At 74.5% G+C, this 14,242-nt stretch carries 12 protein-coding genes, 2 rRNA genes and 1 pseudogene; 12 read left to right on the forward strand and 3 right to left on the reverse strand.

The window, feature by feature from the left end; translation table 11 throughout:
- The 4 genes and pseudogenes from ACZ51D_RS32515 to ACZ51D_RS32530 all read left to right on the forward strand — a co-directional run.
- Positions 1–93: ribosomal RNA gene (locus tag ACZ51D_RS32515) — 23S ribosomal RNA — on the forward strand; the annotation flags it as partial.
- A gap of 108 nt (positions 94–201) precedes the next feature.
- Positions 202–318 (forward strand): 5S ribosomal RNA (gene rrf, locus ACZ51D_RS32520).
- A gap of 237 nt (positions 319–555) precedes the next feature.
- A pseudogene (locus ACZ51D_RS32525) lies at positions 556–2,164 on the forward strand (hypothetical protein).
- The gene (locus tag ACZ51D_RS32530) at positions 2,056–2,994 is read left to right on the forward strand and encodes a tetratricopeptide repeat protein (protein WP_465664320.1); all 939 of its coding nucleotides are present in this window, start codon (positions 2,056–2,058) and stop codon (positions 2,992–2,994) included. The pseudogene ACZ51D_RS32525 and the gene ACZ51D_RS32530 overlap by 109 nt, the downstream one beginning before the upstream one ends.
- A 108-nt stretch (positions 2,995–3,102) precedes the next feature.
- On the opposite strand, the gene ACZ51D_RS32535 is transcribed toward ACZ51D_RS32530, so the two are convergent.
- A complete protein-coding gene (locus ACZ51D_RS32535; protein WP_360500450.1) occupies positions 3,103–4,473 on the reverse strand; it encodes a DUF1015 domain-containing protein in 1,371 nt (456 codons plus the stop codon).
- Positions 4,474–4,565: 92 nt separating this feature from the next.
- Between ACZ51D_RS32535 and ACZ51D_RS32540 the strand changes: the two genes are divergently transcribed.
- Complete coding sequence (locus tag ACZ51D_RS32540) at positions 4,566–5,183, forward strand: tetratricopeptide repeat protein (protein WP_465623824.1); 618 nt, start codon at positions 4,566–4,568, stop codon at positions 5,181–5,183.
- A 138-nt stretch (positions 5,184–5,321) separates the two neighbouring features.
- Complete coding sequence (locus ACZ51D_RS32545) at positions 5,322–6,359, forward strand: HAD-IIA family hydrolase (RefSeq protein WP_465623823.1); 1,038 nt, start codon at positions 5,322–5,324, stop codon at positions 6,357–6,359.
- Between the two features lie 106 nt (positions 6,360–6,465).
- Here ACZ51D_RS32545 and ACZ51D_RS32550 read toward each other — a convergent pair whose 3' ends face one another.
- Entirely contained in the window at positions 6,466–6,813 is a 348-nt protein-coding gene (locus ACZ51D_RS32550; RefSeq protein ID WP_360500458.1) for an SCP2 sterol-binding domain-containing protein, read from the reverse strand.
- 179 nt (positions 6,814–6,992) lie between these two features.
- Between ACZ51D_RS32550 and ACZ51D_RS32555 the strand changes: the two genes are divergently transcribed.
- The 4 genes from ACZ51D_RS32555 (at position 6,993) to ACZ51D_RS32570 (ending at position 9,887) form a co-directional block, all read left to right on the forward strand.
- The gene (locus ACZ51D_RS32555) at positions 6,993–7,841 is read left to right on the forward strand and encodes a hypothetical protein (protein ID WP_465664283.1); all 849 of its coding nucleotides are present in this window, start codon (positions 6,993–6,995) and stop codon (positions 7,839–7,841) included.
- On the forward strand, positions 7,825–8,049 hold the full coding sequence (locus tag ACZ51D_RS32560; RefSeq protein ID WP_360500463.1) for a hypothetical protein: 225 nt from the start codon (positions 7,825–7,827) through the stop codon (positions 8,047–8,049). Before ACZ51D_RS32555 ends, ACZ51D_RS32560 begins: the two co-directional genes overlap by 17 nt.
- 35 nt (positions 8,050–8,084) lie before the next feature.
- Positions 8,085–8,891, forward strand: a complete 807-nt coding sequence (locus ACZ51D_RS32565) for a TlyA family RNA methyltransferase (RefSeq protein ID WP_465623838.1) — start codon at positions 8,085–8,087, stop codon at positions 8,889–8,891.
- A 90-nt stretch (positions 8,892–8,981) separates the two neighbouring features.
- The gene (locus ACZ51D_RS32570) at positions 8,982–9,887 is read left to right on the forward strand and encodes an NAD kinase (RefSeq protein WP_360500466.1); all 906 of its coding nucleotides are present in this window, start codon (positions 8,982–8,984) and stop codon (positions 9,885–9,887) included.
- Positions 9,888–9,935: 48 nt separating this feature from the next.
- Here ACZ51D_RS32570 and yczR read toward each other — a convergent pair whose 3' ends face one another.
- Complete coding sequence (gene yczR, locus ACZ51D_RS32575; protein ID WP_465664284.1) at positions 9,936–11,435, reverse strand: MocR-like transcription factor YczR; 1,500 nt, start codon at positions 11,433–11,435, stop codon at positions 9,936–9,938.
- Between the two features lie 201 nt (positions 11,436–11,636).
- Here yczR and yczE point away from each other — a divergent pair, with 201 nt between their 5' ends.
- Both yczE and recN read left to right on the forward strand, forming a co-directional pair.
- Positions 11,637–12,257 carry a membrane protein YczE gene (gene yczE, locus ACZ51D_RS32580; RefSeq protein WP_465664321.1) on the forward strand — a complete coding sequence of 207 codons (621 nt, stop codon included), beginning with the start codon at positions 11,637–11,639 and terminating at the stop codon, positions 12,255–12,257.
- Positions 12,258–12,345: 88 nt separating this feature from the next.
- Positions 12,346–14,079: a DNA repair protein RecN gene (gene recN / locus ACZ51D_RS32585; protein WP_465623836.1), complete on the forward strand. Its 1,734-nt coding sequence runs from the start codon at positions 12,346–12,348 to the stop codon at positions 14,077–14,079.
- Positions 14,080–14,242 lie beyond the last annotated feature (163 nt).

Below are 14,242 nucleotides of genomic sequence, written 5' to 3' on the forward strand. Positions count from 1 at the left end.
GGCTCCCAGTAGACGACTGGGTTGATAGGCCGGATATGGAAGCCCTGTGAGGGGTGGAGTTGACCGGTACTAATAGGCCGAGGGCTTGTCCTCAGACGCTCGCGTTCACTGTGTGGTTCCCGGGTAGCGAACAGCTATCGCCGGCGAACAAGGAAACACTTATCAATTGAAAAGTGTGTTTCGCTGAATACCCGATAGGGTTTCGGTGGTCATAGCGTGAGGGAAACGCCCGGTTACATTCCGAACCCGGAAGCTAAGCCTCACAGCGCCGATGGTACTGCAGGGGGGACCCTGTGGGAGAGTAGGACGCCGCCGAACAATTATTCAAAGGCCGCGGCCCCAGCGATTCGCTGGGGCCGCGGCCTTTTTTGTGTTTTACGAACGTGAACAAGTCCGGCAGGACAGGACTTCCGCCCAGACGCGGAGGGTCCCGACATGTCGGACAATGGAGAAGGTGCGCGGGCCAGGAGGCCGGCGCCGAAACCGCGTGAGCGCAGCGGGAGTTGCACGCACGGCCCGCGCGGTGAAGCTGAAGCAGCAGAAGGAGTCACCACGATGTCGAACCAGCCCCAGGACCGTCCCGAGCGTCGATCGGACGATGGCCGAGGCTACGAGCCCCGGTCCCGTGGGGGCTGGTCGAACGACCGTGGCGGCTCCCGCCGCGATGACCGTGACGACCGTCCCCGTCGTGACGACCGCCCCTCCGGTGGCGGTTTCAACCGTGACCGTGATGACCGCGGTGGGGACCGTGGCGGTTTCCGTCGCGACGACCGTCCCTCCGGTGGTGGCTTCAACCGCGACCGTGGCGACCGCCCGTCCGGTGGCGGTTTCAACCGCGACCGTGGCGACCGCCCGTCCGGCGGTGGCTTCAACCGTGACCGTGGCGACCGTCCCTCCGGCGGTGGCTTCCGCCGCGATGACCGCCCGTCCGGTGGTTACGGCCGTGACCGCGATGACCGCAGTGGCGACCGTCCGTCCGGCGGTGGTTTCCGTCGTGACGACCGCCCCTCCGGTGGCGGTTTCAACCGCGACCGTGACGACCGCGGTGGGGACCGTGGCGGTTTCCGTCGCGACGACCGTCCCTCCGGTGGTGGCTTCAACCGCGACCGTGGCGACCGCCCGTCCGGCGGTGGCTTCAACCGTGACCGTGGCGACCGTCCCTCCGGCGGTGGCTTCCGTCGCGATGACCGCCCGTCCGGTGGCGGTTTCCGTCGTGACGACCGGCCGAGCGGTTTCAACCGCGACCGCGACGACCGTCCGCGTCGTGACGACCGCCCGTCCGGTGGCGGCTTCAACCGTGATGACCGCGGTGGCGACCGCGGTGGTTTCCGTCGCGACGACCGCTCGTCCGGCGGTGGCTTCAACCGCGACCGTGGCGACCGCCCGTCCGGCGGCGGTTTCAACCGTGACCGTGGCGACCGTCCCTCCGGCGGTGGCTTCCGTCGTGACGACCGCCCGTCCGGTGGCGGTTTCAACCGTGACCGTGATGACCGCGGTGGGGACCGTGGCGGTTTCCGTCGTGACGACCGTCCCTCCGGTGGCGGTTTCAACCGTGACCGTGGCGACCGTCCCTCCGGCGGTGGTTTCCGTCGTGACGACCGGCCGAGCGGTTTCAACCGTGACCGTGACGACCGTCCGCGTCGTGACGACCGCCCGTCCGGTGGCGGCTTCAACCGTGATGACCGCGGTGGCGACCGTGGCGGTTTCCGTCGTGACGACCGGCCGAGCGGTTTCAACCGTGACCGTGACGACCGTCCGCGTCGTGACGACCGCCCCTCCGGTGGCGGCTTCAACCGTGATGACCGCGGTGGCGACCGCGGTGGTTTCCGTCGCGACGACCGCTCGTCCGGCGGTGGCTTCAACCGCGACCGTGGCGACCGCCCGTCCGGCGGTGACCGTGGCGGTTTCCGTCGCGATGACCGCGGTGGGGACCGTGGCGGTTTCCGTCGCGACGACCGTCCCTCCGGCGGCTACCGCGGTGGCGACGACCGCCACGACGACCGGGGCCGTCGGGACTACGACGACCGCCGGGGCAACTTCGAGCCCGTCAGGCGCCTGCCGATCCCGGAGGACGTCACCGGGTTCGAGCTGGACGCGGACGTGCGTCAGGAGCTCAAGAGCCTGCCCAAGACCCTTGCGGACGACGTCGCCCGCAACCTGGTGATGGTGGCCCGTCTGCTCGACGGCGACGCGGAGGAGGCCTACCAGTACTCGCGCGTCGCGCTCCGTCTGGCGTCCCGTGTGCCCGCCGTCCGTGAGGCGGCCGGTTTCGCCTCGTACATGACGCAGCGCTACTCCGAGGCGCTGACCGAGTTCCGCGCCGCCCGCCGGATGACCGGCCGGGCGGACCTGTGGCCGGTGATGGCCGACTGCGAGCGCGGTCTGGGCCGTCCGGAGCGGGCGCTGGCGATGGCCGGTGAGCCCGAGGTGAAGCAGCTGGACAAGTCGGGCCAGGTCGAGATGCGCCTGGTGGCGGCCGGTGCCCGCAGCGACATGGAGCAGTTCGACGCCGCCGTGGTGACCCTGCAGAGCCCGGAGCTGGCGTCCAGCTCGGTGCAGCCGTGGACCGCTCGCCTGCGGTACGCCTACGCCGAGGCGCTGATCGCGGCCGGCCGTGGCGACGAGGCCCGTGACTGGTTCGCCAAGGCGGCGGAGGCCGACACCGACGGCACCACCAACGCTGCGGAGCGGCTCGCCGAGATCGACGGCGTGGAGTTCACCGACGCGCTCGACCCGGAGCTGGCCGAGGAGGAGACCGAGAAGGCCGAGGCCCCTGCGAAGAAGCGCGGCGGCGAGGTTGCCGACGACCGCGTGATCTTCGAGGACGAGGAGGACGTCGAGGAGTTCTACGACGAGGACGACCTCGAGATCGACGACGAGTTCGACGGCGTGGTGCCCGAGCGCGCCCGCGCCGCCGAGGCCGAGGCGGTCAAGGCCGAGGCGGTCAAGGACAAGGACACCGAGGTCGAGGACAAGGACGAGGCCAAGGGCTGAGCTGTCCCCCCGGCAACGCCGTGAGGCCCTGCCGTTCCCCGGGAGATCCGGGAACGGCAGGGCCTCACGGCGTCCGGGCCGCCGACGTGGCGTCGGCCCGGCGCGAGGTCAACCCAGCGCGAGGTTGCGCAGCACCAGTCCGGTGGCCGGCTTCGGCCCGAAGGAGGTGGACTTGCGCGGCATGGTGACGCCCTGTTCGGCCAGCCGTCGCACCACGCTCTCCCGGACGGGGTGCAGCAGGACGGCGGTGCCGCCGGTGCGGGCGGCCTCCTGCTCGGCGGCCAGGGCGGTGTGCAGGTAGCCGATGTCGTCCGGGCCGTCGGGGACGTGCCAGGTGCGGTCGAGCAGGGTGGCGTGCAGGACGGTGGCGTCCAGGTGGCGCCACTCCTCGGGCCGGTCGCGCGGCACGGTGGCGTCCAGCAGGGCCTCATCGGGCTCGCCGAGCAGCCAGTAGACGCCGTCGCCGCCGGTCAGCACGAAGCCGTTGCCGCCGTGCCGCTTCTGTTCGGCGAGCGCCTGGAGCGCCGCCGGCAGCGGGCCGGGCACCTCCTTGACCTGCCACTGGTCGCCGAGCTTCTCCAGCGCCTCGGCCACCGGCAGCCGGTAGAGCACGCGGTGGATGGCGCGGACCCGCAGCGGGTAGCGGGCGGTGTCCACCAGGAGCACCAGGCCGCGGTCCCAGGGGCTGCGCGGCAGGTGGCGGTGCTCGCGCTGGAGGCGCAGGTACATCTCCCAGCGGTGGTGGCCGTCGGCGATCAGCGCCCGGCAGGTGGCCAGGTCGCGGCTGATCTCGGCGATGTCGGCCGGGTCGGTGACGGCCCACAGGCGGTGGTGGGTGCCGTCGCTGGTGGCGGTGGAGAGCAGCGGCTCGCCCGCGACCGTCCGCTCGATCACGCCGGAGGCGCCGCCGTCACCCCGGTAGGTGAGCAGCAGCGGTTCGAGGTTGGCCCGGGTGGTGCGCATCAGGCCGACCCGGTCGGCGACCGGCCGGGGCATCACGTCCTCGTGGGGGAGGACGACGCCGGCCTCGCGGCCGCTCACCGCGAGGGCGCCGATCAGGCCGCGCTGGAGCAGTTCGGGGGAGTCGGCGGTGGCGGGCACCCGCTGCTCGTAGACGTAGATCGCGGGATCCGGGTCGGCGGCGAGGATCCCCTCGCGCTGCCAGGCGGCCAGCAGCCGCGCGGCGTGCCGGTACCGGGTGTCGCGGTCGGGCCGGTCGCCGGCGTCCTCGGGCTCGGGCCTGGGCAGGATCAGCCGGACCACGTTGTGCGGGTCGCCGGTCTCCAGGTCGAGCCGACGGCCCGGGTCGACGACGTCGTACGGCGGGGACATGACCGCGGCCAGGGCGCCGACCCGGTCGGGGACGTAGCGCAGGCCGCGGAAGGGGGACAGGGACAGGCCGGCGGTGGCGACGTGCCCGGGATCGCCGGGGCCGCCCTCGGGAGTCTCGACTCCGTCTTCTGCACTGGGTGTGCTCATTCTGGGCATCGTAACCGGGTACGCGTTGTTGAGAGATCGGAATGCCCGCGCCGAGCGGTGGGGCGGGTGTGCGACCGAGGGCGAGGTACGGCATGGACGACGGGCAGGAACGGGTGGACGGCAGCGGTCTTGCCGGGTCGGGCGGGCCGGTCGGTGCCACGGGCGGGGGCGCTCCGGCCGAGGGTGGCGGGCCGGTCGGCGGGGTGCCGTCGCAGAGCCGCTCCGGGGAGCCCACCGGGGACGTGTACGACTGGTTCCGCCGGGGCGCGCGGCTGCTGGCGCAGGGGCATCCGGCGGCCGCCGAGCAGCTGCTGGCCCGGGCGGTGGCGGCCGAGCCGCACTCGCGCAGCATCCGGGAGGCGCTGGCCCGCGCCCAGTTCGACGCGGGTTCGTACGCGGCGGCGCTGGAGAACTTCCGGGCCGTGGCGCTGGCCGACCCGGCGGACGACTACGCTCAGTTCGGGTGGGGGGTCGCGGCGGCCCGGCTGGGCGACTTCGAGACCTCCGCCGAGCACCTGGCGCTCGCCGTGGCGATGCGGCCGGAGACCGACCACTACCGGGCGGCCCTGCGGCAGACCCGGGCGACGCTGGCGGCCCGGACCGGCGCGTACGGCCCGCTGCTGCCGGGGGCACCCGGGTACCTGGCGCCCCCGCCCGGTGCCGCGGACCCGGTCGGGGGAGAGCCGGACGGCGGCGACGGCGACGCCTGACCGGCCCGCGCCCGACCGATGGGCGTCCGACCGGCTGGCGTCCGACCGAGGGGCGCAGTGCCGCACCGCGCGGTGCGGCGCCGAGGTGAACGACGTGACCGACGTGACCGACGACGCAGTGAATGAGGTAGCGCAGCCATGACCGAGACGGCCACCCCCGTGCGACGGACCGCCCCCGGCGGCAGCGAGCGGCCGCTGACCGAGGCCTACGACACGGCGCTGCTGGACCTGGACGGCGTGGTCTACGCGGGCGCGCACGCGATCGAGCACGCGGTGGCCGCGCTGGACGCCGCCCGGACGGCCGGGATGCGGCTCGCGTACGTGACCAACAACGCCTCCCGCCCGCCGCGCGTGGTGGCCGAGCACCTGACCGAGCTGGGCGTGCCGGCCGAGCCGGGGGACGTGATCAACTCGGCCCAGGCGGCCGCCCGGGTGGTCGCCGAGAAGGTCCCGGCCGGGGCGAAGGTGCTGGTCGTGGGCGGTCTCGGGCTGGACGAGGCGCTGGCCGAGCAGGGCCTGGTCGCGGTCCGCTCGCTGGCCGACCAGCCGCTTGCGGTGGTCCAGGGCTTCGACCCCTCGGTGGGGTGGACGGACCTGGCGGAGGCCGCGTACGCGGTGCAGAGCGGGCTGCCGTGGGTGGCGTCCAACCTGGACCTGACGGTGCCGCGGGCGCGCGGGATCGCGCCGGGCAACGGCACGCTGGTGGCGGCGGTGCGGGCGGCGACCGGGGTGGAGCCGGAGGTGGCGGGCAAGCCGCTGCCGCCCATGCACCGGGAGACCGTGCTGCGTACCGGCGCGAAGCGGCCGCTGGTGGTCGGGGACCGGCTGGACACCGACATCGAGGGCGCGTTCAACGGCGGGGTGGACAGTCTGCTGGTCTTCACCGGGGTGACCACCCCCGAGCTGCTGCTGGCGGCCCCGGTCGAGCACCGGCCGACCTACCTGGCGGCCGACCTGCGCGGACTGCTGGTCCCGCACGCGGCGGTGACGGCCCAGGCCGACGGCTTCGCGTGCGGAGGCTGGGTCGCCGGCGTCGAGGGCGGCGCGCTGCGGCTGACCGGCTCCGGGGACCGCTGGGACGGCCTGCGGGCGCTGTGCGCGGCGGCGTGGACGGCGCTGGACGCGGGCGGCGAGCCGGTGGACGGACGGAAGACGCTGGCCGAGCTGGGCTTCTGAGCCCCGAGGCTTTCGAGTCCCGGGGTCCCGGAGGGCTTTACGGTCCCGAGGGCTTTGCGTCCCCGAGCCTTGCGTTCCTGAGGTTTCGTGGCGGGGCAGGCCGGGTTCAGAGCAGGGTGCGCAGCCGCAGCAGGTCGCGGAAGCCCGCCTCCAGCCGGACCCGGCCGCTCGCCCAGGCGGAGGCGAAGTTGAGCCGGCCGCCGACCAGCGCGACCAGGTCGTCGCTGCTCATGGTGAGCCGGATCTCGGCCTTCCCGGCGGGCGGGCCGGGCGTGGTGACCACGTCCTGGATCCGGCCCTCGCGCAGCCGCCCGGTGAAGGTCAGGTCGAGGTCGGTGATCCGGCAGCTGAGCGAGCGGTCGAGGGACGCGGCCTTGCGGACGTCACCGGTGGACTTCGCCATGTTCCGGCTGAGCTGCTCCAGCGCCTCCCGGCACTCCTCGGCGTTCGCCATAGGCGGCGGCTCCCTCCCGCGGTCGCTACGGTGCTGACTGCGGGCCACGGTACCTCAGCGGGGTTTTGGCGGTAGCGTCGTCAGTGGGGTGCCCGGAACGGCTCGGGTACCGAGGGCGACGGAGCGACGCGCGTAGGCGATTGGGAGGCACCCGGATGCTGCCGAGGACGGTTCGGGGAGTGGTGGAGACCGCTGCCGAGGTGGTCGAGGAGGTCGGCAAGCGGGTCGTCGTGACGGCGGCCTCGATCCTGGAGAAGGCGGGGGTCGACGTCGCGGAGGTCGAGCGTCGGCTGGGCGGGGAGTTCCCGCCGTCGGCGAAGACGCTGCAGACCTTGGCGGGGGAGGCGGTCACCGCCGGGCTGGCCGGGGTGGACCTGGCGGTCGGGGTGGCGCGCAACGAGGCGGAGAAGGTCTTCGAGAAGGTCGGTGACCAGGTCACCAAGGTCGGCGTGGTGCTGGCGTACCTGGAGAGCAAGCTGCGCGAGGTGGAGGAGGAGGTTCCGGCGGCGACGCCCGGCGAGGGTGCGTACGGCGCCGAGGAGCCGGTCCCTGCGCCGCGGGCGGACGACCTGTTCGGACGCGGCTGGGAATACGAGGACGAGCCGTCGGCGGGCCGGTCGGCGGGGCAGCCGATAGTCGCCGAGCGGGTGGAGGTGGACGAGCCGGTCGAGGTCGATCCGCCGGTTCCGCCGGTTCCGCCGGTGGCGCTGCTCGCGCCGACTCCGCCGCAGGAGCAGGAGCAGGAGCGGAAGGCGGCGCCGCGGAAGGCCGCCGCGCGGAAGACGGCGGCGAAGAAGGCGGCTCCGGCCGAGAAGCCCGCCGCGAAGAAGGCCGCGGCCAAGGAGAGCGCGGCCGAGAAGTCCGCCGCCAAGCGGACCGCCGCCAGGAAGACGACGACCGTCAAGAAGACCACCACCGCCGAGCAGTCCGCCGCGCAGTCCAAGGCGCCCGCGAAGCGCACGGCGACCAGGAAGACCACCGTCCGCAAGGCCACCAGCGCGAAGAAGCCCGATGCCCGAGACGAGTGAACCGGCCGGAGCGGCCGAGGCGGGCGCGCAGGCCCAGCAGGTGGAGCCGCTCGGCGTCGACCTGCTGCCCACCGGCCATCCCGCGGTGGACGCCGGACTGGCCCGGCTGGAGGCCTTGGACGGGGTCCCCGCCGAGGCGCACGTCGCGGTGTACGAAGATGTTCACCAGCGGCTCGCCGACACGCTGGCCGCGCTCGACCAGGAATGACCCGTGGGATCCGTAGGAGCTGAACACCAGTGGCAGTGGCACGACGCCGACTCGACGCGGAGCTGGTCCGCCGCAAGCTGGCCCGGTCGCGTGAGCACGCGTCCGAGCTGATCGCGGCCGGGCGGGTGACCGTCGGCGGCACCACCGCGACCAAGCCGGCCACCCAGGTGGAGACCTCGGCGGCGGTCGTGGTGGCCAAGGACGAGAACGACCCCGACTACGTCTCGCGCGGTGGCCACAAGCTCGCCGGGGCGTTCGCCGCCTTTGTGCCGCAGGGTCTGGTGGTCGAGGGCCGCCGGGCGCTGGACGCGGGCGCCTCCACCGGCGGGTTCACCGACGTGCTGCTGCGCGCCGGGGCGGCCGGCGTGCTGGCGGTGGACGTCGGGTACGGGCAGCTCGCCTGGTCGCTGCAGAGCGACGAGAGGGTCACCGTGATGGACCGCACCAATGTGCGCGAGCTGACCACGGACCTCATCGGCGGCACCCCGGTGGACCTCGTGGTGGGCGACCTGTCGTTCATCTCGCTGGGCCTGGTGCTCCCCGCCCTCGCCTCCTGCGCGGCCGAGGACGCTGACTTGGTGCTGATGGTCAAGCCGCAGTTCGAGATCGGCAAGGAGCGACTGGGCAGCGGCGGGGTGGTGCGCAGCCCCGAGCTGCGCGCCGAGATGGTGCGCCAGGTGGCCGGGCAGGCGTGGGCGCTCGGGCTTGGCGTGCGCGCCGTCACCGCGAGCCCCCTGCCGGGACCGTCCGGCAACGTGGAGTACTTCCTTTGGCTGCGCCGGGACGCCCCGCAGCTGGACCCCGCGGACGCGGACCGGGCCGTGGCGGAGGGGCCCCGATAGGGTGCTCAGCGGACGTCCGGCCCGTCATGCTGTATGGGGGCCGCACCGGGCCGAGGGTGACCCGGCAGGCGTGAGGGAGAGGGCAGCGGCATGAGCGATGAAGAACGTACGGTCTTCCTGATCGCGCACACCGGCCGGGAGGCGGCGCTGCGCAGCGTCGAGAGCCTGGTGCACGGGCTGCTGAAGGCCGGGCTCCGGATCAGACTGCTGGAGGCCGAGGCGGTCGACCTGGACCTGCCCGACGGCGTCGAGAAGGTGGCCGAGGGCCCCGGGGCGGCGGACGGCTGCGAGCTGATCCTGGTGGCCGGCGGGGACGGGACGCTGCTGCGCGGGGCCGAGCTGGCGCGCTCGCACGGGCTGCCGATGCTCGGGATCAACCTGGGCCGGGTGGGCTTCCTCGCCGAGGCCGAGCGGGACGACCTGGCCGTGGTGGTCGAGCGGGTGGTCGACGCCGACTACGAGGTCGAGGAGCGGATGACGATCGACGTCATCGTCCGCACCAACGGCGACGTGCTGCACGAGGACTGGGCGTTGAACGAGGCCTCGATCGAGAAGGCGTCCCGGGAGCGGATGCTGGAGGTGGTGACCGAGGTGGACGGCCGCCCGGTCTCCAACTTCGGCTGCGACGGCGTGGTGTGCGCGACGCCGACCGGGTCCACCGCGTACGCGTTCTCCGGCGGCGGGCCGGTGGTGTGGCCGGAGGTCGAAGCGCTGCTGATGGTGCCGATCTCGGCGCACGCGCTGTTCGCCCGGCCGCTGGTGACCTCGCCCGAGTCGGTGCTGGCCGTCGAGGTGCAGCCGAAGACCCCGCACGGCGTGCTCTGGTGCGACGGGCGGCGTTCGGTCGAACTGCCCGCCGGGGCACGGGTGGAGGTCCGCCGGGGACGGACCCCGGTGCGGCTGGCCAGACTGCACCGGGCGCCGTTCACCGACCGGCTGGTGGCCAAGTTCGCGCTGCCCGTGACGGGTTGGCGCGGCCGGGCGGACCACCAGTAGGACGAGCCGCACCACAACGGACCGGCAGGCCCGGCCGTCGACGGTCCGTCAGACCGCCAGCGGCTGGGCCTCGTCGGCCGAGCCGAGCCGACCGCCGGCCGCCGCGCGGGCGGCCGTCGCGGCGAGGCGTTCGACGGCGGCCGGAACAGCCACGGCGGGCACGGTGAGCGGGATCCGGATGTGGTGCTCGAACGCGCCGTCCGAGCCGAAGCGGTTGCCCGAGGCGATCCGCACCCCGTCGCGTTCCCCGACCTGCGCCAGCGCCGCACCGGACAGGCCGCCGGTGGAGGCCCAGAGCGCGAGCCCGCCGGTCGGCATCGGGAAGGTCCAGCCGGGCAGTCGCTCGGGCAGCGCGGCGGCGAAGGCGTGTGCGGCGGCCCGCAGCCGGTCCAGCTGGTGCGCCCGGACGGCGGCCAGGGGTTCGCCCAGCAGCTCGGCGGCGATCAGCTGGTCCAGCACCGGGGTGCCGACGTCGCTGTAGACCCGCTCGCCGGCCAGCCGGCGCACCAGCGCGGGCGCGGCCCGGACCCAGCCGATCCGCAGACCGCCCCAGAGGAGCTTGCCGGCCGAGCCGACGGTGACCACCTGGGCGGACCGGCCCAGCGCCGCCATCGGGCGCGGCAGCGGCTCGGACTCCGGTACGCCCCAGCCGAGTTCGGCGGTGGTCTCGTCCACCAGCACGATGCTCCCGGCGGCCCGGGCGGCGGCCAGCAACTCGCGGCGCTGCTCCTCGCCGATCAGCGCGCCGGTCGGGTTGTGGAAGTCCGGGATCACGTAGGCGAGCTTGGGGGCGGCGCCGCGCAGCACCCGCTGCCACTCCGGGAGGTCCCACCTCGTCGTGGGGTGGTAGACGTACGGCACCGGGACCAGGCGGGCGCCGGACAGCCGCAGGGCCTGCAGGGTGTGCGCGTAGCTGGGGGCCTCGACGGCGACCCGGTCGCCGCGGCCGACCAGCGCCCGCTGGACCAGGTGCAGGCCGCCCATCGCGCCGGTGGTGATCAGGATCTGGTCGGGTGTGGTGGGCAGCCCGCGCTCGGTGTAGCGGCGGGCGACGGCCTCGCGCAGCACCGGGACGCCGGTGGGGTAGTGGCCGTGCCCGGAGGCGTAGTACGGCAGCTGTTCGACGGCCCGGGCGGCGGCGGCGCCGAGCCAGGGCTGCGGGGCGGGCGGTGCGGCGACGCCGAGGTCCAGGGTGCGGCCCTGCTCGTCCGGCGGGACGGGGTGCAGGGCGTCGCCGGGCGGCGGGGCGCCCTCGGGCAGGGCGGTCCAGCTGCCCGCGCCGCGCCGGCTGTGCAGGTAGCCGTCGCCGCGCAGCGTCTCGTACGCGGTGGCGACGGTGGTGCGGCTCAGTTCCAGGGCGGTGGCCAGCTCGCGTTCGGCGGGCAGGCGGGCGCCGACCGGCAGCCGGCCCTCGGTGACCAGCAGCCGGATCTGCCCGGCGAGGGTGCGGTAGGCGGGGCGGCGGGCGGCGGCCGGTTCGGGGAGCCGGGCGGTGGCGAGCAGCCGGGCCAGCGCGGGCGGGGTGACGGTGGTGTGCCAGTCGGCCATGGAGATCAGTCCACTTACTCTGGATTGGCCCTGGAGGGCGTCGTTTTGGCCCGGTCATCATGGCAGAGTGGCCGTGTCGGCCGCCACCGCCGGGCCGCCCGGAGGTGCAGCACCACCGCAGGAGCACCCTTGGCCACCACGACCACCCCCGTACCGACCGCGCCCGTACCCGCCACCGGGAAGGCCTCCCTCGCGGTCCGCATCCTCGGCGACACCCACGGCCTGGGCCGCCGGATCCCGCAGCTGTTCGCCGGCCTCGCCCTGTACGGCGTGAGCATGGCGCTGATGCTCCGCTCCGGCCTCGGCCTCGACCCCTGGGACGTCCTGCACCAGGGTCTGCAGCGCAGCGTCGGCCTCTCGGTCGGTGCCTGGGTGACCATCTGCGGCGCCCTGGTGCTGCTGCTGTGGATACCGCTGCGCCAGCGTCCGGGGCTGGGCACCGTCGCCAACGTGCTGGTGATCGGCGCGGCGATGGACCTCACGCTGCGGATCGTCGACGACTTCGCGGCCCTGCCCGCCCGGATCGCCGTGACGGCCGCCGCGATCGTGCTCAACGGCCTGGCCAGCGGCCTCTACATCGGCGCCCGCCTCGGCCCCGGCCCGCGCGACGGTCTGATGACCGGCCTGCACCGGCGCACCGGCCGCTCGCTGCGGCTGATCCGCACCGGCATCGAACTGACCGTTCTGGCCGCCGGCCTGCTGCTCGGCGGCACCGCCGGGGTCGGCACCGTCGCATACGCGCTGGCCATCGGCCCGCTGGTGCAGATCTTCCTGCCCTGGTGCACCGCGCCGACGCCCGCGCGAAACTCCCGGAAGGGGTGAATTTCGGGGCACGGAGTTGCCGCCCGCCGTTGCCGCTCGTCGCGCGCCGGGGGCGGAACCTCGTAAGGTCGTCTCCGTGTTGGACGAGATGCGGATACGGGATCTAGGGGTCATCGACGACGCGGTGGTCGAACTCGCCCCCGGCTTCACCGCCGTGACCGGTGAGACCGGCGCCGGCAAGACCATGGTCGTCACCAGCCTCGGCCTGCTGCTCGGCGGGCGAGCCGACCCGGGCCTGGTGCGCAACGGCACCGGACGGGCCGTCGTCGAGGGCCGACTGGAACTGCCCGCCGACTCCCCGGTGGCGGCCCGCGCCGTCGAGGCCGGGGCCGAACTGGACGACGGAGCCCTGCTGATCAGCCGGACCGTCTCCGCCGAGGGCCGCTCCCGGGCGTACGTCGGCGGTCGGGCCGTCCCGGTCGGGCTGCTCGCCGAACTCGGCGAGGACCTGATCGCCGTGCACGGCCAGACCGACCAGCAGCGCCTGCTGCGCCCGGCCCGCCAGCGCGGCGCGCTGGACCGGTACGCGGGCGGGGCGGTGGCCGAGCCGCTGGCCCGCTACCGGGAGACCTACCGCGTCCTGCGCGAGGTCTCGGCGACCCTGGAGGAGCTGACCACCCGGGCCCGCGAGCGCGCCCAGGAGGCCGACCTGCTGCGCTTCGGGCTGGACGAGATCGCCGCCGCCGAGCCGGTGGCCGACGAGGACGTCGAGCTCGCGGCCGAGGCCGAGCGGCTCGGCCACGCCGACGCGCTGTCCTCCGCCGCGACCCTCGCGCACGCCGCGCTGGCCGGCGACCCGGCCGACCCGGAGGCCCTGGACGCCGGCACCCTGCTCGCGCAGTCCCGCCGCGCCCTGGACGCCGTGCGCCACCACGACGAGCGCCTGGCCGCCCTCGCCGACCGGCTCAACGAGGTCGGCTACCTGCTCGCCGACGTGGCCGGCGACCTGGCCGGCTACGCCGACGACCTGGACGCCGACCCGGTGCGCCTGGCCGCCGTCGAGGACCGCCGGGCCGTGCTGTCCCAACTGCTGCGCAAGTACGGCGGCGAGGACAACACCCTCGCCGAGGTGATCGCCTGGGCCGAGGCCGGCGCCCTCCGGCTCGCCGAACTCGACGGCGACGACGACCGGATCGACGACCTCGGCGCCCGGGAGACCGAGCTGCGGACCGAGCTGGCCGAACTCGCGGCCGAGGTGTCGGCCGCCCGGCAGGCCGCGGCCGGGCGCTTCGCCGAAGCCGTGTCCGCCGAACTCGCCGAACTGGCCATGCCGCACGCCCGGGTGACCTTCTCGCTCAGCCAGGTCGACGACCTGGGCGGGATCGAGGTCGGCGGCCGCACCGTCGCGTACGGCCCGCACGGCGTGGACGAGGTCGAGGTGCTGCTCGCCCCGCACCCGGGCGCCCAGCCCCGGCCGATCGCCAAGGGCGCCTCCGGCGGTGAGCTGTCCCGCGTGATGCTCGCCGTCGAGGTGGTCTTCGCGGGCGCCGACCCCGTCCCGACCTACCTGTTCGACGAGGTGGACGCGGGCGTCGGCGGCAAGGCCGCGGTCGAGATCGGCCGACGGCTGGCCAAACTGGCCGAGTCCGCCCAGGTCGTGGTCGTCACCCACCTCCCGCAGGTCGCCGCGTTCGCGGACCGGCACCTGGTGGTGGAGAAGACCAACGACGGCACCGTGACCCGCAGCGGTGTCAAGGTGCTGAACGACGAGGAGCGGGTGCGCGAACTCTCCCGGATGCTGGCCGGCCTGGAGGACTCGGAGCTGGGCCGCGCCCACGCCGAGGAGCTGCTGGCCGCCGCCCGGGCCCCGCGCCACCGGTAGCCGACGGCGGCGGCCCCGCGGATCGTCGGCGACGCGCCCCGGGTGGCGCCGACTGTCCAAGAGGGCCGCCGACCTGGCATGGTGGCCGCTGGACACTGGCTTCCCAGCCCCGAGCGCCGCCCGGCGGGCAACCCTCGCGAAGCGGCGCGCGAACCTGATCGAG

This window comes from Kitasatospora sp. NPDC033851 (assembly GCF_055576085.1).

Excerpts from the sequence above, each read along its gene's own strand:
- ACZ51D_RS32535 (WP_360500450.1), bottom strand. The coding sequence starts at position 4,473 with ATGAGCACACCCAGTGCAGAAGACGGAGTCGAGACTCCCGAGGGCGGC.
- ACZ51D_RS32540 (WP_465623824.1), top strand. The coding sequence starts at position 4,566 with ATGGACGACGGGCAGGAACGGGTGGACGGCAGCGGTCTTGCCGGGTCG.
- ACZ51D_RS32545 (WP_465623823.1), top strand. The coding sequence starts at position 5,322 with ATGACCGAGACGGCCACCCCCGTGCGACGGACCGCCCCCGGCGGCAGC.
- ACZ51D_RS32550 (WP_360500458.1), bottom strand. The coding sequence starts at position 6,813 with ATGGCGAACGCCGAGGAGTGCCGGGAGGCGCTGGAGCAGCTCAGCCGG.
- ACZ51D_RS32560 (WP_360500463.1), top strand. The coding sequence starts at position 7,825 with ATGCCCGAGACGAGTGAACCGGCCGGAGCGGCCGAGGCGGGCGCGCAG.
- ACZ51D_RS32570 (WP_360500466.1), top strand. The coding sequence starts at position 8,982 with ATGAGCGATGAAGAACGTACGGTCTTCCTGATCGCGCACACCGGCCGG.
- yczR (WP_465664284.1), bottom strand. The coding sequence starts at position 11,435 with ATGGCCGACTGGCACACCACCGTCACCCCGCCCGCGCTGGCCCGGCTG.
- recN (WP_465623836.1), top strand. The coding sequence starts at position 12,346 with ATGCGGATACGGGATCTAGGGGTCATCGACGACGCGGTGGTCGAACTC.